Genomic DNA, 20,323 nt, shown 5'->3' with positions numbered 1-20,323 from the left:
GCTGGCTCCTGCCGGGGGGATTGAGAAGGCGCGGGGTTCGGTGAGAGCCGCCGCGCCTTATGTCGTTAAAAAACGCCGTTAAAAGAACACACTCGATATGTCCAAACGCGATTACTACGAAGTCCTCGGTGTCTCCAAGGGGGCGGATGAAAAGGAGCTGAAAAAGGCCTACCGCCGGGTGGCGATGAAATATCACCCGGACCGCAATCCCGATGACAAAGAGGCGGAGAACAAATTCAAGGAGGCCAACGAGGCCTACGAGGTGCTGTCCGACCCGCAGAAGAAAGCCGCCTACGACCAGTTCGGCCACGCCGGTGTCGAAGGGCAGATGGGCGGCGGCGGTGCCGGTGGCTTCGGTGGTTTCTCCGATATCTTCGGCGACGTGTTCGGCGATATTTTCGGTGGCGGCGGTGGTGGCCGTCGCGCCGGGCCGGCGCGCGGCTCCGACCTGCGTTATGACCTGGAGCTGGATCTGGAAGACGCGGTGCGCGGCACCACGGTCAAGATCAAGGTGCCCACACTGGCTTCCTGTGACACCTGCCACGGTTCCGGCGCCAAGCCGGGCTCCCAGCCGCAAACCTGTGGTACCTGTGGCGGTATCGGTCAGGTGCGCATGCAGCAGGGCTTTTTCTCGGTCCAGCAGACCTGTCCCAACTGCCGCGGGCGCGGCACCATCATTTCCGATCCCTGTTCCAGCTGCCACGGTCGTGGTCGCGTGGAAGAGACCAAAACGCTGTCGGTCAAGGTACCGCCGGGCGTGGACACCGGCGATCGTATCCGCCTGTCTGGCGAGGGTGAAGCGGGCCCGGACGGCGGCCCCGCCGGCGACCTGTATGTGCAGGTAGTGGTCAAGGAGCATGAACTGTTCCAGCGCGACGGCAAGAACCTGTACTGCGAAGTGCCGATCAGCTTTGTCGCCGCGGCGCTCGGCGGCGAACTGGAAGTGCCCACACTGGATGGCAAGGTCAAGCTGAAGATTCCCGCCGAGAGCCAGACCGGCAAGCTGTTCCGCCTGCGCGGTAAAGGCGTCACTCCGGTGCGTGGCGGTGCTCCGGGCGACCTGCTGTGCCGCGTGGTGGTGGAGACCCCGGTCAACCTGACCGGCAAGCAGAAAGAATTGCTGGAAGCTTTCGCGGACACCCTGAGCGAGAAGAAAAACTCCCCGCGCCAGACCGGCTGGTTTGAAGGGGTGAAAAACTTCTTTGGGGATATGAAGCTGTAACGGCATAGTGCTTTCCTGCATCCGCAGGAAGTTTCCCAAAGGGGCGAACCATGTGTTCGCCCCTTTGCGTTACTGGCACCGGGGCTCGGGCGGACACAAGGTCCGCCCCTACGGAACAGGCCTCGCCACCCCGACAACGTTCAGTGCCTGTGGCGCCCTGTAGCGCATCTGTGGATAAGGACGCCGCGGGCGATCTGTAGGGGCGAACCTTGTGTTCGCCCTTGTCGCAGCTGGCACCGGGGTTCGGGCGGACACAAGGTCGGCCCATACGGAACAGGCTTCGCCCCACCGACAACGTTCAGTGCCATCGGCGCTCTATAGTGCATCTGTGGATAAGAACTTCGCGGGTGATCTGTAGGGGCGAACCTTGTGTTCGCCCGTGTCGCAGCTGGCACCGGGGTTCGGGCGGACACAAGGTCCGCCCCTACGGAACAGGCCTCGCCACACCGACAACGTTCAGTGCCTGTGGCGCCCTGTAGCGCATCTGTGGATAAGGACGCCGCGGGCGATCTGTAGGGGCGAACCTTGTGTTCGCCCTTGCCGCAGCTGGCACCGGGGTTCGGGCGGACACAAGGTCCGCCCCTGCGGAACCGGCTTCGCTACCCCGACAGCGTTCAGTGCCTGTGGCGCTCTGTAGTGCATCTGTGGATAAGAACGCTGCGGGCGATCTGCAGGGGCGAACCTTGTGTTCGCCCGTGTCGCAGCTGGCACCGGGGTTCGGGCGGACACAAGGTCCGCCCCTACGGAACAGGCTTCGCCACCCCGACAGCGTTCAGTGCCTGTGGCGCTCTGTAGTGCATCTGTGGATAAGAATGCCGCGGGCGATCTGTAGGGGCGAACCTTGTGTTCGCCCGTGTCGCAGCTGGCACCACACCCGTGGATCTGCGCAGGCTATTTCTTCTCCAGCGCATCCAGCCGCCGGCGGAATTCTTCGTGATATTCGCGCTGAATCTTCTTCAGCTCCCGGATCTGTTGCGGGCTCAGCAGCTCCGCCAGCTGGATACGGGTCTCTGCGCGGATTTCGACCATCTTGGCATCGATTTCCTCTTTCTGTTTGTGCGTCAGTTCAGGCAGGCTGCCGCTCAGGAAGCCGTAACTTTTCAGCATCGCCTTCTTCTTTTCGAAATTCTCGTGGAGGATCGGCAACACCTTCTTTTCCTGTTCCTGTGTCAGCTGCAGGCGCAGGCTGACCCAGTCGGCGATGTCATCGTATTTTTCCCAGAAGTCGTCCCCGAGGCCCTTTTCATCCGCCTGTAATTGCACGGTGGAAAAGAACAGGCTGGCGCAGAACACGAAGGCCAGCAGGCGGCCGAGGGCGGCGGGACTGGAAAGTGCTTGCATGGTTGGCGCTCCAATCATCCATATGGATAAAGGTTAGCAGCGCCGCGAGGGCGCAGTGCTGGCGCCAAAGTAGGCTTCGCGATAAACCCGGGTGTTTTTATTCCACGCAGTTGATACAGCGGGTAATCGTTGGTTCGGCTTGCAGACGGGGGGCCTCGATTTCTTCGTCGCAGACGAAACAGTAACCGAAATCACCGCTGTCGATGCGGCGCAGGGCCCCTTCAATGGCGACCAGGTGGCGCTGGCGCCGCCGCTCCGATTCCACTGCCATCTGCTGGGCCTGGATCGCTTCCATGCGCGACAGCCGCCCCACGCTGGACTGGCCGAGTGTGGTGTAAGGTACTAAATGCTTATATCAGAGCCCCCCAGATCGTTCACAGTTAGGCGCCGTTCGCAGGGAATGGCAGGCCCTTTTCAAGAACGGCAACGCAGCTGTGGACGATCTGGGGTGCTCCCTTCGGGCGGGCCGCTAAGCAGCCATCTACGTCGTTGCATTTGCTTGACATAGCCCGCTATGCCTTCACAAATGCGTCTAGTATCTGGCCGCTTAGCGGCCCGCTGATATCAGCATTTAGTACCTTACACCTCACTATGTACCGGGCGCCCGGCTTCTCGCGCTGTCTGCTCGAGTGCCTGCAGCTTCAGCTTGAATTGTCGCTGTCCGGAAGCATCCATTTGTTCGCCCCGTTTGTTATTGTCGGTGGTGAGTTTACGGCTAATCTATGCCGCGACAGCGTGCGGGGGTAGAATCCGCGGCTTTGTTGCAGGGTCAGAAGGAGAATGCACCATGGCGGTTAAAATAGCCATCACGGGATTCGGTGGGCGCATGGGGCGCGCGCTGGCGGAAGCAGTGACCGGGTCCGAAGCGGCGCAGTTGAGCGGCGCGATCGTGCGCCCGGGCTCGAGCCTGGTGGGTGCCGATGCCGGTGAAGTGGCGGGCCTCGGCCGCTGCGGCCTGGCCATTGTGGATCGCCTGGAGGACGCCGAGTTCGACGTGTTGATCGATTTCTCCGCCCCGGCGGCCACGTTGGCCAATGCCGCCTATTGTGCCCAGCACGGGCGCCCGATCGTGATCGGCACCACCGGATTCGAGGCGGCACAAAAGGCCGAGCTGCGCGAGCGCGCAGCGGCGGCACCGCTGTGCCTGGCGAGCAATTTTTCCACCGGCGTCAATCTCTGCTTCAACCTACTGGAAACCGCCGCGCGGGTACTGGGGGACGATGTGGACATCGAGATCGTTGAGGCTCACCATCGCCACAAGGTGGACGCGCCATCGGGTACCGCACTGAGTATGGGGGAAGTGGTGGCTGACACCCTCGGGCGCGATCTGCAGCAGGTCGCGGTCTATGGTCGCGAGGGCCAGACCGGCGCCCGCGACCGGGATACCATCGGTTTTGCCACGGTGCGCGGTGGCGATGTGGTGGGTGAGCACACGGTGATGTTTCTGGCCGACGGCGAGCGCGTGGAAATTACCCACAAGGCCAGCAGCCGGCTGTCTTTTGCCCGCGGCGCGGTACGCGCCGCGCTGTGGCTGATGGGCGATGCACACGGCGGCGATCGCGCGCCGGGTCATTACGATATGCGCGATGTTCTGGGCTTGTAAGGTGCGCGGTACGCACCGAGAAGTTGATCTGGTGTGCGCCGCGCACCTGCAGCAGCTCAGCCACCTACACGAGGAGTGAGTCGGATTGGAAAATAAGTTAATTGTCGGCAGTGAAGAGTGGTGCGGCTTTCCCGGGCTCGGAGTGCCTGCGGTCAAGGCCAGGGTTGATTCCGGCGCCAAGACGTCGTCCCTGCACGCCTACAACATCCAGACATTCAAGCGCGACGGCGAGCCCTGGGTGAGTTTCGAGGCGCACCCGCTGCAACACCAGCGCCGTCCCTCGGTACGCTGCGAGGCGCGCCTGCTGGACAAGCGCCTGGTGCGCAGCTCCTCGGGCGACAGCGAGAAGCGCCCGGTGATCCGCACCGCGCTGTCGATCGGCGGCAGTGTCTGGGATATCGAGCTGACCCTGACCAATCGCGACACCATGGGCTACCGGATGCTGCTCGGCCGCGAGGCGATGCTCGGGCGTATGCTGGTGGATCCGTCGGAGAGCTTCTGTCTCGGCGATCTGCCGTCGAGCCAGCTGGAGGAGTTCTACCGCGACGAGCATCATATTGCCGGTACCGGCCTGCGCATCGGCCTGCTGGCGTCCAACCCGGATCTGTACAGCAACCAGCGCATCATGGAGGCGGGTGCCGAGCGCGGCCACCGCATGAGCTTTTTGGATATTCGCCAGTGCTATATGAAGCTGGATCCGGATGAGCCGGAAGTGCATTACCGCGACGGCCGCATTCTCAATAACCTGGATGCGGTGATCCCGCGCATCCGCCCCAGCCAGACGTTTTACGGCTGTGCGCTGACGCGCCACTTCGAGAGTATCGGTGTTTTTGCGCTGAATGGTTCGGCGGCCATCAGCCAGTCGCGCGACAAGCTGTTCTCGCTGCAGCTGCTGCAACAGAACGGCCTGAATATCCCCACCTCCGGTTTCGCCAATTCGCCGGTGGATACCAACGAATTGATCGAAATGGTCGGCGGGGCACCGCTGATCGTAAAACTGCTCGAAGGCACCCAGGGCCGCGGCGTGGTGCTGGCGGAGACGCGCAAGGCGGGCGAGTCGGTGATCAATGCGTTCAAGGCCCTGAAGGCCAACCTGCTGGTGCAGGAGTTTATCCGTGAGGCGCAGGGTCGCGACCTGCGCCTGTTTGTCATCGACGGCAAGGTCGTGGCGGCGATCCAGCGCGAGGCTGCGCCGGGGGAGTTCCGCGCCAATATCCACCAGGGCGGCACCGCCTCGGTGGTCAAGGTGACGGCGGAGGAAAAGCGCCTGGCGATCAAGGCGGCCAAGGTATTGGGGCTCAAGGTGGCCGGCGTCGATATCATCCGCTCGCGCAAGGGCCCGCTGTTGCTGGAGGTGAATTCGTCACCGGGTCTCGAGGGCATCGAGAGCGCTACACGCAAAGATGTGGCGAGCTCGATGATTGTTTCCATCGAGAAGGCGCTGAAATGGCGCCCGGCCGTGGCCGCCGGTGTGGAAGCGCCGGCGCACGACGAGTAAATCTGCGCTTCGCGGCGGTGGTGCGGGGCGGGTTGTCGCCCGCTGCCGCCGCGCGCGGATAGGGCCCTCCACGCGGTATTGACCGAGGCGCCGGTTGGCGTCACGGCCGCCGGCGCGGCTTGGCGATCTGGCCGCGCCGCGACTAACCTTCCTACTGCGGGTCGCAGTCACCTCGGTGACCCGCGCCGCGGAAACGCATCTTCGGCCGATCCCCGCCAGCGACCGCCGGCGGGCGCACCATTTTCGCCGTGTCGCCATGGATGGCGATCGCAGTGGCAGTGCAACGCCGCCGGCCGCGGGCGGCTCGGGACGCACCATGAGACATCCAAAATCGCGCAGTATCCTCGATACGCTCGGGTTGGCGTTGTTACACCTGACGGTGCTGCTGTTCGTGGTGCTGGCCACCAGTGTGCAGGCCGCGCCGCTGCTGTCCGACAGCGCCGCGGGGCGGCGCGCCATGGTCGATTACATCGTGCATTTTGCCCACCATGTGCAGTGGCCCATCGAAGTGTTTTCCGGAACCGATGCCCCTTTCCGTATCTGCCTGATGGGCGGTGATGAGTTGCGCGATCCGCTCGCCGAGCGCCTCTCTCACCACCGGGTGGCCGGGCGCGAGGTCGAGCTGGAGCGGGTGGCACTGGGCGAGCTGATTCGCGCCCGCCGCTGCCAGATCCTGGTGCTGGGGGAGATGAAGCGCAGCAGCCTGGTCAAGGCGGTGGGAGCGCTCGAGTTCTTCCCGGTACTGACCGTAAGCGATGCCGACCGCTTCGCCGCTACCGGCGGCATCGTCGGCTTCACGGGCTATGGCAATCATGTGGCGTTGCAGCTGAACAAGACCATGCTCGATCGCGCGGAGCTGAAAATGGGCGACAGCCTGTTCCGGCTGGGCCGCAAACGGCACTGACTTCCTGGTCGAGAGATGTTTGCGGCGCCAGGGGGGTGGGAGCGTTTGCCTCTGGTGTGCCGGTGCGATTTCGCGTAGAATCTGCGCCCGGTTTGGGCTGGCCCCGCAACACCCCCCTCCCGGCAGGTTTCCTGCCCCGGAAGGTATCCTGCGGTGAGGCTGCCCGGTCATCGCCGGCGGCAAGCGCCGGCCACAAAAAGTGAGAGCCGCGCGTGAATAATTCAAAAGAGCGAGATGAGACTGAGGGGTTTCATCTCGCTTTTTTACAATTAGCGTCCGCAAAATCCGCCCGCAAGCAGTTCTGAAGATTGGAGATCAATTTGACTAAAACTGTCCCCACGCCGGAGCCCCTGATGCCCAGCGCCCTTATGATGGGAACCTCCACACCGGCCCTGCTGGTACTGGCAGACGGCAGCGTATTTGAAGGGCGCGCAATCGGCGCCCATGGCAGCGCCGTTGGCGAAGTCGTTTTCAATACTTCCATGACTGGCTACCAGGAAATCCTGACCGATCCCTCCTACGCCCGCCAGATCGTTACCCTGACCTATCCCCACATTGGCAACACCGGCACTAACTCCGAGGATGAGGAGTGCGCCGATATATGGGCCGCGGGCCTGGTGATCCGCGACCTGCCGCTGCTGGCCAGCAGTTTCCGCAAGGAGCAATCGCTGGGCGAGTACCTGGAGTCGCGCAATGTCGTGGGTATCGCCGACATCGATACGCGCCGCCTGACGCGCCTGCTGCGCGACAAGGGCGCGCAGAGCGGCTGTATCGTCGCCGGTGAGGGCATCGACCGCGACGCGGCGCTGGCCAAGGCCAAAGAGTTCGCCGGCCTCAAGGGTATGGACCTGGCCAAGGTGGTCTCCACCCATAAACCGTACCCGTTCAACGAAGGCACCTGGGTGCTGGGCGAAGGGCACAAGCCGGCACCGGAGCAGCCCTATAAAGTGGTGGCCTACGACTTCGGCGTGAAGCGCAATATCCTGCGCATGCTGGTGGACCGCGGTTGCGACGTCACCGTGGTGCCGGCGGAGACCCCGGCGGCAGAGGCGCTGGCGATGAATCCGGACGGTATCTTCCTGTCCAATGGTCCCGGTGACCCCGAGCCCTGCGATTACGCCATCGAGGCGATCAAGACCTTTATCGACAAGGGTATCCCCACTTACGGTATCTGCCTGGGGCACCAGTTGCTGGGTCTGGCGGTGGGCGGCAGCACCCTGAAGATGAAGTTCGGCCACCACGGCGGCAACCACCCGGTGCAGGACCTGACCACCAGCAAGGTGATGATCACCGCGCAAAACCACGGTTTCGCCGTGGACGCGGACTCCCTGCCGGACAATGTCGAGGTGACTCACAAATCCCTGTTCGACGGCACGCTGCAGGGAATTCGCCTCAAGGACAAGCCGGTCTTCAGCTTCCAGGGGCACCCGGAGGCGAGCCCGGGACCGCACGATGTGGCGCCGCTGTTTGATCAGTTTATCGAGCTGATGCAGGCGAAAAAATAAGCCGCCATCCACGCAGTGCGTAGGAGCCTGCCCCGCAGGCGAATGTCGACGCTTCGCCGGCACGGCGGGCTCCTACACAAAAGAATCTCAGCGCAACCGGCCGCGGCCGGAGTGAAACGGAAGAAAGATGCCAAAACGCACAGACATCAAAAGCATTCTGATTATCGGCGCCGGTCCCATCGTGATCGGCCAGGCCTGCGAGTTCGACTATTCCGGCGCCCAGGCCTGTAAAGCACTGCGGGAAGAGGGCTACCGGGTGATCCTGGTGAACTCCAACCCGGCCACCATCATGACTGACCCGGCCATGGCCGATGCCACCTATATCGAACCGGTGGAATGGCGCAATGTGGCCAAGATCATCGAGCAGGAGCGCCCGGACGCGGTGCTGCCCACCATGGGCGGCCAGACCGCGCTGAACTGCGCGCTCGATCTGGACAAGCATGGCATTCTCAACAAGTTCGGTGTGGAGCTGATCGGCGCGGACAAGAACGCGATCGAAAAGGCCGAGGACCGTGACCTGTTCGACAAGGCGATGAAAGCCATCGGCCTGGAGACGCCGCGCGCGAAGATCGTGCATTCCATGGAAGAGGCGAAGAAGGTTCCGGAAGAGTTCGGTTTCCCGGTGATCATCCGCCCGTCCTTCACCATGGGGGGCTCCGGCGGCGGTGTGGCCTACAACTGGCCGGAGTTCGAGGAAATCTGCAAGCGCGGCCTCGACCTGTCCCCTACCAACGAACTGCTGATCGATGAATCCCTGCTCGGCTGGAAAGAGTACGAGATGGAGGTGGTTCGCGACCGCAACGACAACTGCATCATCGTGTGCGCGATCGAAAACTTCGACCCGATGGGTGTGCACACCGGCGATTCCATCACCGTGGCCCCGGCGCAGACGCTGACCGACAAGGAATACCAGCTGATGCGCAACGCGTCCCTCGCGGTATTGCGCGAGATCGGCGTGGAAACCGGCGGTTCCAACGTGCAGTTCGGCATGTGCCCGGAAACCGGCCGCATGGTGGTGATCGAAATGAACCCGCGGGTATCCCGCTCCTCGGCGCTGGCCTCCAAGGCCACCGGCTTCCCGATCGCCAAGGTCGCCGCCAAGCTGGCAGTGGGCTATACGCTCGACGAACTGCAGAACGACATCACCGGCGGTGCCACCCCGGCGTCTTTCGAGCCGAGCATCGACTACGTCGTGACCAAGATTCCGCGCTTTACCTTCGAGAAGTTTGGCGAAGCGGACGCGCGCCTGACCACGCAGATGAAATCCGTGGGTGAAGTGATGGCCATCGGCCGCACTTTCCAGGAATCCCTGCAGAAAGCACTTCGCGGCCTGGAAGTGGGCAGTTTCGGCCTGGAAAGCAAAGTCGACCCGAACGAAGAGGGCGCCGAAGAAACCCTGCGCCGGGAACTGTCCGTACCCGGTGCCGAGCGCATCTGGTATGTGGGTGACGCCTTCCGCATGGGCATGAGCGTACAGCAGGTGTACGAACTGTCCGGCATCGATCCCTGGTTCCTGGTGCAGATCGAGGAGCTGATCAAGATCGAGGAGCCGCTCAAGTCGATGCCGACTTCGGCCCTGGATACCCAGACCATGCGCTTCCTCAAGCGCAAGGGTTTTTCGGATATGCGCCTGGCCAAGCTACTCGGTGTGAGCCAGAAAACCGTGCGCGAGTTCCGCCACAAACTGGGGGTGTTCCCGTCCTACAAGCGGGTGGACACCTGTGCGGCCGAGTTTGCCACCAGCACCGCTTACATGTACTCCACCTACGATGAGGAGTGCGAAGCGAATCCGTCTGACAAGAAAAAGATCATGGTGCTCGGCGGCGGTCCCAACCGTATCGGCCAGGGCATTGAATTCGACTACTGCTGTGTGCACGCGGCACTGGCAATGCGCGAGGAAGGTTACGAGACCATCATGGTCAACTGTAACCCGGAGACGGTCTCCACCGACTACGACACCTCCGACCGCCTCTATTTCGAGCCGGTCACCCTCGAGGATGTGCTGGAGATCGTGCGCAAGGAAAAGCCGGAGGGGGTGATTGTGCAGTTCGGTGGCCAGACGCCGCTGAATCTGGCGCGTTTCCTCGCCGCCGAGGGCGTGCCGATTATCGGTACCACGCCGGAGCAGATCGACCGCGCCGAAGACCGCGAGCGCTTCCAGCAGATGATCGTGCGCCTGGGCCTCAAGCAGCCGCAAAATGCCATTGTGCGCTCCGAAGCCGAAGCGATGCAGCGCGCCAAGGATGTCGGCTACCCGCTGGTGGTACGCCCCTCCTATGTACTCGGCGGCCGCGCGATGGAGATCGTCTACAAGGAAGACGAGCTCAAGACTTACATGAAAGAGGCGGTACAGGTGTCCGACGATGCGCCGGTGCTGCTCGACCACTTCCTCAATGCCGCCATCGAGGTGGATATCGATGCGGTCTCCGACGGTCAGGATGTGGTGATCGGTGCGATCATGCAGCATATCGAACAGTGTGGCGTGCACTCCGGTGACTCCGCCTGCTCGCTGCCGCCCTACAGCCTGCCGGCCGAGGTGCAGGACCTGATGCGCGAGCAGGTGAAGGCCATGGCCCGCGAGCTGGGCGTGGTGGGCCTGATGAACACCCAGCTGGCCTACCAGGATGGCGAGATCTACGTGATCGAGGTCAACCCGCGGGCATCGCGCACCGTGCCGTTCGTCTCCAAGTGCATCGGCACCTCCCTGCCCAAGGTGGCGGCGCGCTGCCAGGCCGGCATCAGCCTGGCGGATCAGGGCTTTACCAAGGAAATCGTGCCGGAGCATTTCTCCGTCAAGGAATCGGTATTCCCGTTCAACAAGTTCCCGAAAGTGGATCCGATCCTCGGCCCGGAAATGAAATCCACCGGCGAGGTCATGGGCGTTGGCGAGAGTTTCGCCGAAGCCTTCGGCAAGGGCCTGCTGGCCGCTGGCGACACGCTGCCGGAGTCCGGTAAGGTGTTTATCTCGGTGCGCGACTTCGACAAGCCCGAGGTGCTCAGCGTGGCGCGGGATCTGGCGCAGCTCGGATTCGAGCTGGTGGCCAGCCGGGGTACCGCCAAGGTCTTGCAAGACAGCGACATTCCCGTTACAACCGTCAACAAGATGAGTGAAGGGCGCCCGCATATCGTCGATATGATCAAAAACGACGAGATTGCCCTGGTGATCAACACCACCGAGGGGCGGCAGGCCATTCGCGATTCCGCTGATATCCGGCGCAGTGCGGAGAACCACAAGGTGTGCTACACCACCACGCTGGCTGCCGGTAAGGCGATGGCGCTGACGATGCAGCAGGGCCAGCCCCTGAAGGTGCGCCGCCTGCAGGATCTGCACCGGCAGGTGGTCAAGCTGCCGGAATAGCGCTTGTGGCACCGCGGGCCGGCCAGATGCCGGCCCGCGGGAAAAATCTATTGTGAATAAGCGACCGGGCTTCACCGACAGGGGAGGTCCGGTTTTCTAATGAATAAATCTGGAGGTCCCACATTGAACCGGGTACCAATGACCACCGAAGGCGCTGACGCACTGCGTGCCGAACTGGAAAACCTGAAGAAGGTCGAGCGCCCCGCAGTCGTGCAGGCGATCGCCGAGGCGCGCGAACACGGCGACCTGAAAGAAAACGCCGAGTATCACGCGGCGCGTGAAAAGCAGGGGTTTATCGAGGGGCGTATCCAGGAAATCGAGGGCAAGCTGTCGCTGGCCCAGGTTATTGATGTGAAAGCGATCGAGCCGAGCGGCAAGGTGATCTTCGGCACTACCGTTACCATCATCCACATGGACAACGATGAAGAAGTGACCTACAAGATTGTCGGTGACGATGAAGCGAATGTGAAAAACCAGAAGATTTCGGTGAACTCACCCATCGCCCGCGCCCTGATTGGCAAGGAGATTGGTGATATCGTCGTGGTGAATACGCCATCGGGTGCGGTGGAGTACGAGATCGACGAAGTCAAGCATATCTGACCGGTACAAGCTCCATAGCGAAAAGGGCGGCCTGTAATGGCCGCCCTTTTTTTTTGCCTGATTTTGCTGGGTTTACTGCGAAATCACACCGTGGTTGCCGATACCGGTCTGGGCGGCGACGGCGACTTCATTAAAGCCGGTTTGAGAAATGTACAGATGGTTGAGCAGGCCGGCCTGGGTGGAAGTTGCCAGGTTGCCGACCCCGTTTTGCGAAACGTTCAGATGGTTGGCCACGCCCGTCTGAACCCCCATGACCGAATTGTTGAAGCCGCCCTGGATCACATCGGCATCGTTAGCGATACCGGACTGCATGATGTCCGCGTCGTTATTGAGACCATACAACTGGGTGGTCGTGGCGCTGTTAAAGGCGCCCTGCTGGCCAATGGTGGTGTTCTGTGCCACACCGCTTTGATTGGCTTTCGCGTGGTTGCCGAGGCCGTTCTGGGTGACAGATGCGTTACTGCCGAAGCTCAGGAACTGGTTGACATAAGCGTGGTTGAAGCCGCCGGACTGGTCGATAGTGGAAGTGTTGCCGAAACCGGCGGTCTGCATGGTGGAGGCGTGGTTACCGAAACCGCTCTGCGTGTGAACGATGGAGCTGCCCAGTTGCACCGATTGCGCTGTGCTGCTGCTGTTGCCGATGCCGGTCTGCATACTCATGGCGGAGTTGTTGGCGCCGAATGTCTGCAGGGATGAGGCGCTGTTCCCGGCGCCATTCTGAACCTGCAAGATGGAACTGCCGAACTGCACGCTCTGCGTTGCATTGGCATTATTGAAAAATCCGGACTGCTGCTGATCAATGCTGTTGTTGATGGTCAGTGGGCCGGATTGCGTGGCGGTGGCCGAGTTGCCAATACCTGCCTGAGTTTGTGTGGCGGTGTTTCCCGCCGCGAGGGCGGTGCCACTGAGAGCAAACACGAGAGCTGCGGCGATCGGGGTTAACGTCTTCATGAGTTTCTCCATTACTACATTGAGCTTCTGACGTTGAGAACTGCCAGCGCGGTTAAGGCCGGCTTGCAATGGCATTCAGGCGAACGCCAAATGGGACTTCGGCCAGTCGACATCGATTCCTGTTGGAGAGGTCGGGTAAGGCTGTGGGTGCCGAAATTCGGGAAGGGGAATAGGAATGTCCGGTTCGGGGAATTGCGAGAGCCGGAATGCTTTGCTCTGAAACTGATTCATTAATTCGTACTGCTGCTTTCGACAATGAAATAGTTTGTGATTACATAAATACTCGCTGCTCTAGAACTGAACCGCCATGGGACAGAAGTGCGATTTTTGTTGGGAAGAAAGTGTGGGGTTTGGTTGCGGACAGCCGCGTTAAGTCTCTTCACCATACGGCATCGGAAGCAGGGGAAGCGGTTTAAGTGGAAGGGGCGAACTCGCACATTCGCCCGCAAGAAAAGCGGCGAGACGGAGGCGGCGTTGATCTCTGAGAAATCAAGCGCCGCTTTTGGGTTGCCTGTATGGCTGGTGCGATTACTGAACAATTGTGGCAGTGTTGTTGCTGCCAGCCTGATTGATAATCGCCGTTTCGGTGTAGCCGTTTTGGATGATCAGTGCCTCGTTGAGCGCACCGGCCTGATTGATGATGGCAAGGTGTCCACCACCAAAACCATTCTGCAGGATATCTGCCGAGTTGTGATAGCCATCCTGATTGATGGCGGCAGAGTTGTACCACGAGGTCTGCATCACATTGGCGTCGTTGCCGAAGCCTGACTGCGTAATGTCCGCTTCGTTGCTCTGGCCGCTCTGCTCAAGGTAGGCGTGATTGTAGATGCCGTCCTGGCTTATCTTGCCGTAGTGATCAATGCCGGACTGCACGATATTCGCGTAGTTATCCTCTCCATCCTGATAGATGTAGGCGTCGGAATTGTAGCTCGTGTACTGGCCGATAGACGCGCCGTGCATGGCGCCGGTCTGGTGAATCACAGCTACATTGTCCGCGCCCAGAACCTGAATGATATCTGCATCGTTGCTGTATCCGTTCTGAAGGATTCGCGCCTCACTGCCGCTGGTCCCAGACTGCATCGTATTTGCGTGGTTGTAGACACCGTACTGGGTAATCGCAGCGACATTGTTGGTGCCGCCGGTTTGTAGCGAGTAGGCGTCGTTGAGATGGCCATCCTGCACCTGGTAGATATGGCTGCCGACCTCATACTGCTGCGTTGCCACGGCATTGTTGGATGAGCCGGATTGCGTTTGCAGTACCGTATTGCCGATGGTGCCGGGACCACTCTGGTCCACTGACGCCGTATTGTTGCTGCCGTCCTGATTGAGTTCTGCCGTGTTGCTTGCGGCAAGCAGGCTGCCACTCGCAGTCATCAGGATTGCTGCAGCAATGGGGGTTAGTAACTTCACGTTTAGCTCCTTTACATCGAACCTCAAAGGATGGCTTCGCGGTGATTGAGCGCTGTGCCTTTCGGGCCGCGCAGCATCATTTCGCCGATGTGAAGAAAGGGTGGCCCGGGGACCACCCTTCTCAAGGGTTACACTGACTCAGTTACTGCATGATATTGCCGAAGTTGCCGAACCCGACCTGGGTGGAAACAGCGGTCTCATTCAGGCCTACCTGAGTTGTCATGTGGGTGTTGCAGCCGCCCAGCTGGGTCGTCAGGGCCCAGTTGTTAAACCCAAACTGATGGGTGCCGGCAAAGTTGTCGAAGCCGGTCTGCACCGTGAACTGGTGGTTCAGGAAACCTTCCTGCTCGACGCCGGCCACGTTGTAGGTGCCGTTCTGCACAACCAGGGAGTCATTGAAGCCGCCCCATACCTGCTTGGTGTAAGCACCGTTGCCGTGACCGTTCTCGTACACAGCCGAGGTCTGGTGCAGGCCGGATTGATCGGATTTGGCGTGGTTGGCATGGCCGTCCTGATCGATCAGGGCATAGGAACCGAGGCTGTATGTCTGCCTGACCTTGGCGTGGTTGTATACACCGTTCTGCATCACCTCACCGGTGTTGTAGCCACCGGTATGCTGGTAGACCTCACCGTCGTTGGCCTCGCCGAACTGGGTAACCATCGCGTTACTGTGATGTTGTTCCAGTTGGGTGGTTTCAGCGTTGTTACCGAGGCCGAACTGGAAGACAGTTGCATCGTTGTATTCACCGCCGGCTTGCAGTGAAAAAGCACCGTTCCAGCCGCCAAATTGGGTCTGGAGAATGCTGCTGCCTTCTTCACCGTAGGTTTGCAGCGCGCCGGCGTAGTTGCCGAGACCTACCTGGGTCTGAATGATGGTGTTGTAATTGACGCCGTATCCAGACTGGTCGGCATCCGCCTCGTTGCCTGCACCTAACTGGGTTTGGATCGCAGTGTTATTGGCTGCGAGCACACTACCGCTGACGGCAAAAAGCACTGCGGCGGCGATGGGGGTAAACGTCTTCATGAGTTGCTCCTTTACTTCTGACGTTGGAATAACGAGTACAGCTAATACTGATTTGAGGGTGACGTTCCCGTCACCACTTGATTGCGCAAGTGCGAAGCTTGCCCTTCGCTGGGTGGCGCTCCGCGTAATACCAGTGGATTTCTGTGCTTTACGACCGATTCTCCGGGGCCTCGAATTCGCTACGGTTGTGGCCGTCGATGAAAACGAAGTCATAAAAACGCGCACTTGATTAAAATGAGACCAAATTGATCAATGGTTGATCAGGCTCTTCCTGAGTCTTGTCGCCACTATTGGGAGTCGCTATAGGAGGGAAGTGTCGAAACACTAGGAAAAAAGTTCGTTTTTTGAACAGATGTGGATTTACAGGCTATACGGGTTGAAATTGCCGCTTCTAATTGCCGCTTCTAGCTACGAAGCGCGGGGAAAGAGGGGAGGGCGCAATAATCCGTCAAACGTCGGGTGGGAGTGGCGGCCGCGGAACACAGCCTTGCCAGCAGTTGGCCGGAAATTGGGCGAGGGCCGCGCGACGACGCGGCAAAAGGATTTAGGTGCCTACTGCGTAATATTGGTGGTATTGCCGCTGCCAATCTGGGTGACAACGGAAGATTCGCCATAGCCGGCCTGAATGATAACGGCGTCATTGAGGGTTCCGGACTGGCTGACGACACTGAGATGGCTGCCGCCCAACCCGTAGGCACCGGATTGCGAAATGATGGCACGATTGAAAAAGCCATCCTGTGTGACCACCGCGCTGTTGTACCAGTCGACCTGGGCGATGGTTGCATCGTTGGAAAACCCACTCTGGTCGATATCGGCCGCCTGATAGTTACCTTGCTGGTCGACGGTGGCATTATTGAAATCCCCGCGCTGACTGACATCTGCCAGCTGTACCGGGCCGGATTGAAAAATGCGGCTGTCGTTGCCGCTGCCATCCTGAGATGTCAATCCCCGTGAGCCGTAGCTCGCATTCTGTGTTGTTTTGGCGCTATTGCTCAGACCCCGCTGCTGAATCGCCACTGTATTACCGACGCCGCCCACCTGATCGATTTCCGCGCTATTGCTGTAACCCCGCTGAGCGACCTTGGCTGTGTCCCCATAGGAGACCGACTCCGTCGCAACCACTTCATTGTTCAGGCCGGTCTGGTATACCTCAATGCTGTTGTTGGAGCCGCCCTGCTGTAACACCCCGGCCTTATTCAGGGCACCGTCCTGAACCTGGCGGATTTGGCTGTCGCTCTCGTCTCGTTGCTGTGCATCGATAACGTTGTAATCACCGCGCTGCTTCTGCTCAATGGTACTTCCGCTGGTCGACGGATATGCCTGCTCTGCATTGGCGGTGTTGCCGCTGCCATTTTGGTACTGCGTCGTGTTGTTGTCAGAGGCGCTGACCGCTGCGGAAAATCCCAGCAACAACGCTGCGACAGCGATCGGTGTGCTTTTCATATCATTGCTCCCTGCAACCTGTTCAGTCGTATTGCTTAACGGACGTGGTGATGGCGTTGCCAATCTGTTTTACGTCGGTATGCAGATCGTTACCACTCTGATAGATGTCGACAGAATTGACGGCGCCTACCTGCTTGACGGTGGCGGTGTTCTGTATCCCGATCTGGGAAATATCCGCCTGGTGGGAATAGCCGATCTGCTCGAGCAGAATGTAATTTTCGTAGCCAAACTGGTATAGCGCGGCGATATTGCTCTGCCCGAGCTGGCGGGACACGATGGCGTTCTCACTGCCGGCCTGCTGTGCCACCAGGACATTTTTGCTGCCCCGCTGCTGCGCCGAGAGATAATTCAGCAGACCGGATTGGCTGGCCTTCAGGAGATTGAATTCGCCCTCCTGGTAGACCACGGCCAGGTTGGCCACCGGGTTGAACGTATGCGTGGTGTCCAGCTCACTACCGGCGGCAAGATCCGAAGTGGCGGTATCGAGATCTGCCGTATATGCCAGGTTGCTGGCACACAGCGCCGCGGTCAGTGCGAATACACTCCGCGGGAGATTGTCCGTTTTGAGGGAGCGCAAAGTTGTACCTCAGATTATCCTGTATCTGGCCCCGCGCACATGCTCTGCTTCGGGCACCAGACATTGATCACATGATGGCGGTGCTCTCGTTGAGGTAGTACTGCAGCACCGGATTGTCGATATCCTGGGGGTTTTCGAGTGCCCAGGAGTGGGCGATGATGCCCTCGCCGATAAGATGTATGACGGCCGATTCCATCGCTGATAGTGCTGCCAGCTGCGCGGGCTCATTGGTGGTGACGCCGGTTTCCAGTTCCAGCAGGCGACGGAAATCGATGAAGCGGTAGACGCCGGTAGTGATTTCCTTGGAATAGACGGTTTTCGAGGTCAGCACCGAGTGCAGTACCCGCCCGCTGCGGATATCGATGGCACGCAGATTGACGGTAATCTGGTCGACACGATACTGGTCGGCAGCGCCAATACCAAAGTAGCGTGCGCCGGCGCCACCGGTACGAATATTCGAGTCATAGGCGACGATACCCCCTTCAAGCAGTACGTTGGCCGCGACCAGCGAGGGCAGGGGATCTGCGTTGTTGGCCGGTACGTTGGGCTTCTGCAGCCCCGCGCGGATGATCTTGCGTTCGGTCAGGAGATTCTGCAGACCCTCGCGCTCCAGTGGAATAAACCAACCGGATTCGTTGAGGACATTCATCAACATGGACGCCCCGCCCTGGGTGATCGCGGTAGAGAAACTACTGGCGGGCGACGGCTTGTACTGGCCGGTCTGATCGCGAAAATTGTACACCGCCGCAAGAATCTTGCCCCGGGGTTTCGGCAGGTTGAGCAGATCGCGATAAGTCTGGGTGCGCGGTGTCAGGCTGGCCTCGGAAGTGCCGGGCCCGAAAAGCGCATCGCCGGTAGTTTTTGCCAATGAACAGCCGCCGAGCGTGACCACAAGGGCCAGCAGCGGCACGAACAGCCGTTTACTTATTTTATCCATTACACATCTCTCCTGCAGAGCACTGCGGATCGTTAAATTTATTGGCGATGTCGGATCTGTAATTAATTGGTCGGGTCGAGGCCGCTTACGGTGATTTCACTCTTGTCGCCGGTATTGCGATCGGTAACCAGAATGCTCAGTACGCCGTCGTTATCGAGTATCTGTACAACGAAGTCATTGGTGACGAGTTCGCCACTGTTGCCGTTGCCCACATCGGTCAGTAGCTGGTTCAGTAGTCGTGTTTCCAGTGTGTCGGTGAATCGCTGGAGTGCGGTGGGCTGTTTGTAGAGATCGGTCGGCGAATTCGGGTCCTTGTGTCGGTCCTGGGCCTGGGCGTTGGATAGCAGGTAGCTGCCATTCAGGGGGTTGCCGCCAAAGTTCGGGTTGACCGGCTGATAGATCAGTTCGGTCGCCGAGGCGATACCACTGGCCAGCGGCAGTATCGGCGCAAGAACAATCCCTGCGAGTTTTATCCTTTTCATCAGAATTCATCCTTACCTAGGTCGTAGTGGTCGGATAGTGCCCGGCGTAGTTTTTCCTGTAGCACCAGCTCGTGAATCTGTGTCGATGCTTCCTCTGCCAGTTTTTGAATGTCGTTGGTACTCGGGCTGATAAAGCGCCGAAACAGTATCCGGTTGTTATAGGTCACCCAGAGCAGGTTGCCCCAGCGCGCCGATGGCCGTTCGTGCACAATCAGGTTGTAACTGCTGTCGGGGTAATGCAGGTTGCGGTATTCACTCATATAGCGGACGAAATCGTGCCCGGTGCGGGTGATGGTCTGGTCCACATTGAACCCGCTGATTTCGTCTTCAATCCTGCCGTCGCCCTGCTCCAGTGGCTTGCCATTAATTTCGGCGCCATCTGCCGCCTGCTGGGCCGCTGCCTGCATGGAAAGCAACACCAGCAACAGTGGCCAGACCCTCATATTCGCTCTGCCTGCAGGTGCAGTTTTGCCCAGTTGCTGGCCTGGAGCCGGTTCTTTACACCGATCTTGCGAAAAATGTTGTACATGTGGTTCTTGACGGTGTGTTCGCTCAGATGCAGCTTGGAGGCGATGGCGCTGTTTGGCTCACCGGTGGTCAGTTCGGCGAGAATTTCCTGTTCGCGCCGGGTAAGCAGGGGGGCACTCTGCGGTCCATCCGTGTTGCTCCGTTCTGCGCTCTGCAACGCGGCATTCAGCTTCTTTATCAGGTGGTCGCGATCGGCAGAGGTGTCACACACCAGCTGTAGCTTATGGTCTTTCAGCTTGTCGCTGACATGGCCGGAGAGTTCCGCGGGATAGTTGATTAACAGTATTTTGGGGTGGTTCAGGCTCTGCAGGAAGGCGAGTAGTTTGCCCGAGCCGAAGTTGGAAGCCATCTGCCAGCAGTCAATGACAATTGCCGTATAGTGTTGCAGGCAGTTGCGCTGTTTGCCGATCTCAGCCTTCTCCCATTCGAATGGGAGGGTTTCGGAAACCAGCGAAAACAGCAGTTCTCCCTGTAACCCTGCGCCGCTAAAAAAGATTATCGGCATACACCTCTCCGTGGGCCGGTCAATTTTCCTGTTTGTCATCTCCAGGCGTCTGAATTGTCGCGAGACCCAGTCGCCTAAATATCGTTGTCCAGAATATTCAGGTCGAGTTCTGGCGCTGTAATTTTTAAGGATTCTGTATCGCGTTGGAACGCAGACGCATAGGCTGAAAAACCTATTGAATGAGAAGATAGTTTGGAGTGTAGACGCTCTCGGCGCATTTACTAGCTGATTGAAATGCCAGTGGGAAAAAAGTGATGGGGCGCGTAATTTCATTCTGCAGGAAAGTCCGCCGTGTTTTTTCCGGGCAGTTTTCCGGGCGGTGTTACCGGTCGTGCAGTGTCGTCAGGGCGCGCTAAATTGCATGGCGATGGCGATGGCGATGGCGATGGCGCTCGGGGAGGCGGTACGCGGTAGGCCTGCAATCGTGCCCCGAGG

Annotated in this window: 18 protein-coding genes and 1 pseudogene; 8 read left to right on the top strand and 11 right to left on the bottom strand. The window is 59.8% G+C overall.

Translation table 11 applies throughout. The annotated features are described in order from the left end of the window. Nucleotides 1-97: 97 nt before the first annotated feature. On the top strand, nucleotides 98-1,222 hold the full coding sequence (gene dnaJ / locus ABDK11_RS15350) for a molecular chaperone DnaJ (RefSeq protein WP_346837391.1): 1,125 nt from the start codon (nucleotides 98-100) through the stop codon (nucleotides 1,220-1,222). A gap of 891 nt (nucleotides 1,223-2,113) precedes the next feature. On the opposite strand, the gene ABDK11_RS15345 is transcribed toward dnaJ, so the two are convergent. Together ABDK11_RS15345 and ABDK11_RS15340 are read right to left on the bottom strand one after the other, a co-directional pair. Beyond that, complete coding sequence (locus ABDK11_RS15345; protein ID WP_346837390.1) at nucleotides 2,114-2,563, bottom strand: hypothetical protein; 450 nt, start codon at nucleotides 2,561-2,563, stop codon at nucleotides 2,114-2,116. Between the two features lie 97 nt (nucleotides 2,564-2,660). Continuing rightward, nucleotides 2,661-2,858 (bottom strand): TraR/DksA C4-type zinc finger protein, encoded by a 198-nt coding sequence (locus ABDK11_RS15340; protein WP_346837389.1) that lies wholly within the window; start codon nucleotides 2,856-2,858, stop codon nucleotides 2,661-2,663. A 492-nt stretch (nucleotides 2,859-3,350) separates the two neighbouring features. Here ABDK11_RS15340 and dapB point away from each other — a divergent pair, with 492 nt between their 5' ends. The 7 genes and pseudogenes from dapB (at nucleotide 3,351) to greA (ending at nucleotide 12,031) form a co-directional block, all read left to right on the top strand. Continuing rightward, nucleotides 3,351-4,166, top strand: coding sequence for a 4-hydroxy-tetrahydrodipicolinate reductase (dapB, locus tag ABDK11_RS15335; RefSeq protein ID WP_346837388.1), 816 nt, complete (start codon nucleotides 3,351-3,353; stop codon nucleotides 4,164-4,166). Between the two features lie 85 nt (nucleotides 4,167-4,251). Then, a pseudogene (locus ABDK11_RS15330) lies at nucleotides 4,252-4,653 on the top strand (ATP-dependent zinc protease); the annotation flags it as partial. A gap of 84 nt (nucleotides 4,654-4,737) precedes the next feature. After that, nucleotides 4,738-5,664, top strand: coding sequence for a 30S ribosomal protein S6--L-glutamate ligase (gene rimK, locus ABDK11_RS15325; RefSeq protein WP_346840208.1), 927 nt, complete (start codon nucleotides 4,738-4,740; stop codon nucleotides 5,662-5,664). 316 nt (nucleotides 5,665-5,980) lie between these two features. Beyond that, a complete protein-coding gene (locus ABDK11_RS15320; protein ID WP_346837387.1) occupies nucleotides 5,981-6,568 on the top strand; it encodes a YfiR family protein in 588 nt (195 codons plus the stop codon). Between the two features lie 353 nt (nucleotides 6,569-6,921). Then, nucleotides 6,922-8,073 carry a glutamine-hydrolyzing carbamoyl-phosphate synthase small subunit gene (gene carA, locus ABDK11_RS15315; protein WP_346837386.1) on the top strand — a complete coding sequence of 384 codons (1,152 nt, stop codon included), beginning with the start codon at nucleotides 6,922-6,924 and terminating at the stop codon, nucleotides 8,071-8,073. Between the two features lie 127 nt (nucleotides 8,074-8,200). After that, complete coding sequence (carB, locus tag ABDK11_RS15310) at nucleotides 8,201-11,431, top strand: carbamoyl-phosphate synthase large subunit (protein ID WP_346837385.1); 3,231 nt, start codon at nucleotides 8,201-8,203, stop codon at nucleotides 11,429-11,431. Between the two features lie 123 nt (nucleotides 11,432-11,554). After that, nucleotides 11,555-12,031 carry a transcription elongation factor GreA gene (greA, locus tag ABDK11_RS15305; protein ID WP_346837384.1) on the top strand — a complete coding sequence of 159 codons (477 nt, stop codon included), beginning with the start codon at nucleotides 11,555-11,557 and terminating at the stop codon, nucleotides 12,029-12,031. Between the two features lie 72 nt (nucleotides 12,032-12,103). Here the strand turns inward: greA and ABDK11_RS15300 are convergent, their stop codons facing one another. From ABDK11_RS15300 to ABDK11_RS15260, 9 genes are all read right to left on the bottom strand, one after another. Then, nucleotides 12,104-13,057 (bottom strand): hypothetical protein, encoded by a 954-nt coding sequence (locus tag ABDK11_RS15300; RefSeq protein ID WP_346837383.1) that lies wholly within the window; start codon nucleotides 13,055-13,057, stop codon nucleotides 12,104-12,106. Between the two features lie 453 nt (nucleotides 13,058-13,510). Continuing rightward, the gene (locus tag ABDK11_RS15295) at nucleotides 13,511-14,392 is read right to left on the bottom strand and encodes a hypothetical protein (RefSeq protein ID WP_346837382.1); all 882 of its coding nucleotides are present in this window, start codon (nucleotides 14,390-14,392) and stop codon (nucleotides 13,511-13,513) included. 142 nt (nucleotides 14,393-14,534) lie between these two features. Next, a complete protein-coding gene (locus tag ABDK11_RS15290; protein WP_346837381.1) occupies nucleotides 14,535-15,416 on the bottom strand; it encodes a hypothetical protein in 882 nt (293 codons plus the stop codon). A gap of 552 nt (nucleotides 15,417-15,968) precedes the next feature. After that, entirely contained in the window at nucleotides 15,969-16,859 is an 891-nt protein-coding gene (locus tag ABDK11_RS15285; RefSeq protein WP_346837380.1) for a hypothetical protein, read from the bottom strand. Between the two features lie 22 nt (nucleotides 16,860-16,881). Beyond that, the gene (locus tag ABDK11_RS15280; RefSeq protein WP_346837379.1) at nucleotides 16,882-17,436 is read right to left on the bottom strand and encodes a hypothetical protein; all 555 of its coding nucleotides are present in this window, start codon (nucleotides 17,434-17,436) and stop codon (nucleotides 16,882-16,884) included. A gap of 67 nt (nucleotides 17,437-17,503) precedes the next feature. Further along, nucleotides 17,504-18,373, bottom strand: coding sequence for a CsgG/HfaB family protein (locus ABDK11_RS15275; protein WP_346837378.1), 870 nt, complete (start codon nucleotides 18,371-18,373; stop codon nucleotides 17,504-17,506). 62 nt (nucleotides 18,374-18,435) lie between these two features. After that, a complete protein-coding gene (locus ABDK11_RS15270; protein ID WP_346837377.1) occupies nucleotides 18,436-18,855 on the bottom strand; it encodes a curli assembly protein CsgF in 420 nt (139 codons plus the stop codon). Continuing rightward, a complete protein-coding gene (locus ABDK11_RS15265) occupies nucleotides 18,855-19,298 on the bottom strand; it encodes a CsgE family curli-type amyloid fiber assembly protein (protein ID WP_346837376.1) in 444 nt (147 codons plus the stop codon). The genes ABDK11_RS15270 and ABDK11_RS15265 overlap by 1 nt, the downstream gene beginning before the upstream one ends. After that, nucleotides 19,295-19,888 carry a LuxR C-terminal-related transcriptional regulator gene (locus ABDK11_RS15260; RefSeq protein WP_346837375.1) on the bottom strand — a complete coding sequence of 198 codons (594 nt, stop codon included), beginning with the start codon at nucleotides 19,886-19,888 and terminating at the stop codon, nucleotides 19,295-19,297. The genes ABDK11_RS15265 and ABDK11_RS15260 overlap by 4 nt, the downstream gene beginning before the upstream one ends. Between the last annotated feature and the right edge of the window lie 435 nt (nucleotides 19,889-20,323).

Source organism: Microbulbifer sp. SAOS-129_SWC (genome assembly GCF_039696035.1).
Taxonomy (GTDB): domain Bacteria; phylum Pseudomonadota; class Gammaproteobacteria; order Pseudomonadales; family Cellvibrionaceae; genus Microbulbifer.
Note: the sequence above shows the minus strand (reverse complement) of the source record. Positions and strands in the feature narration are given on the sequence as shown.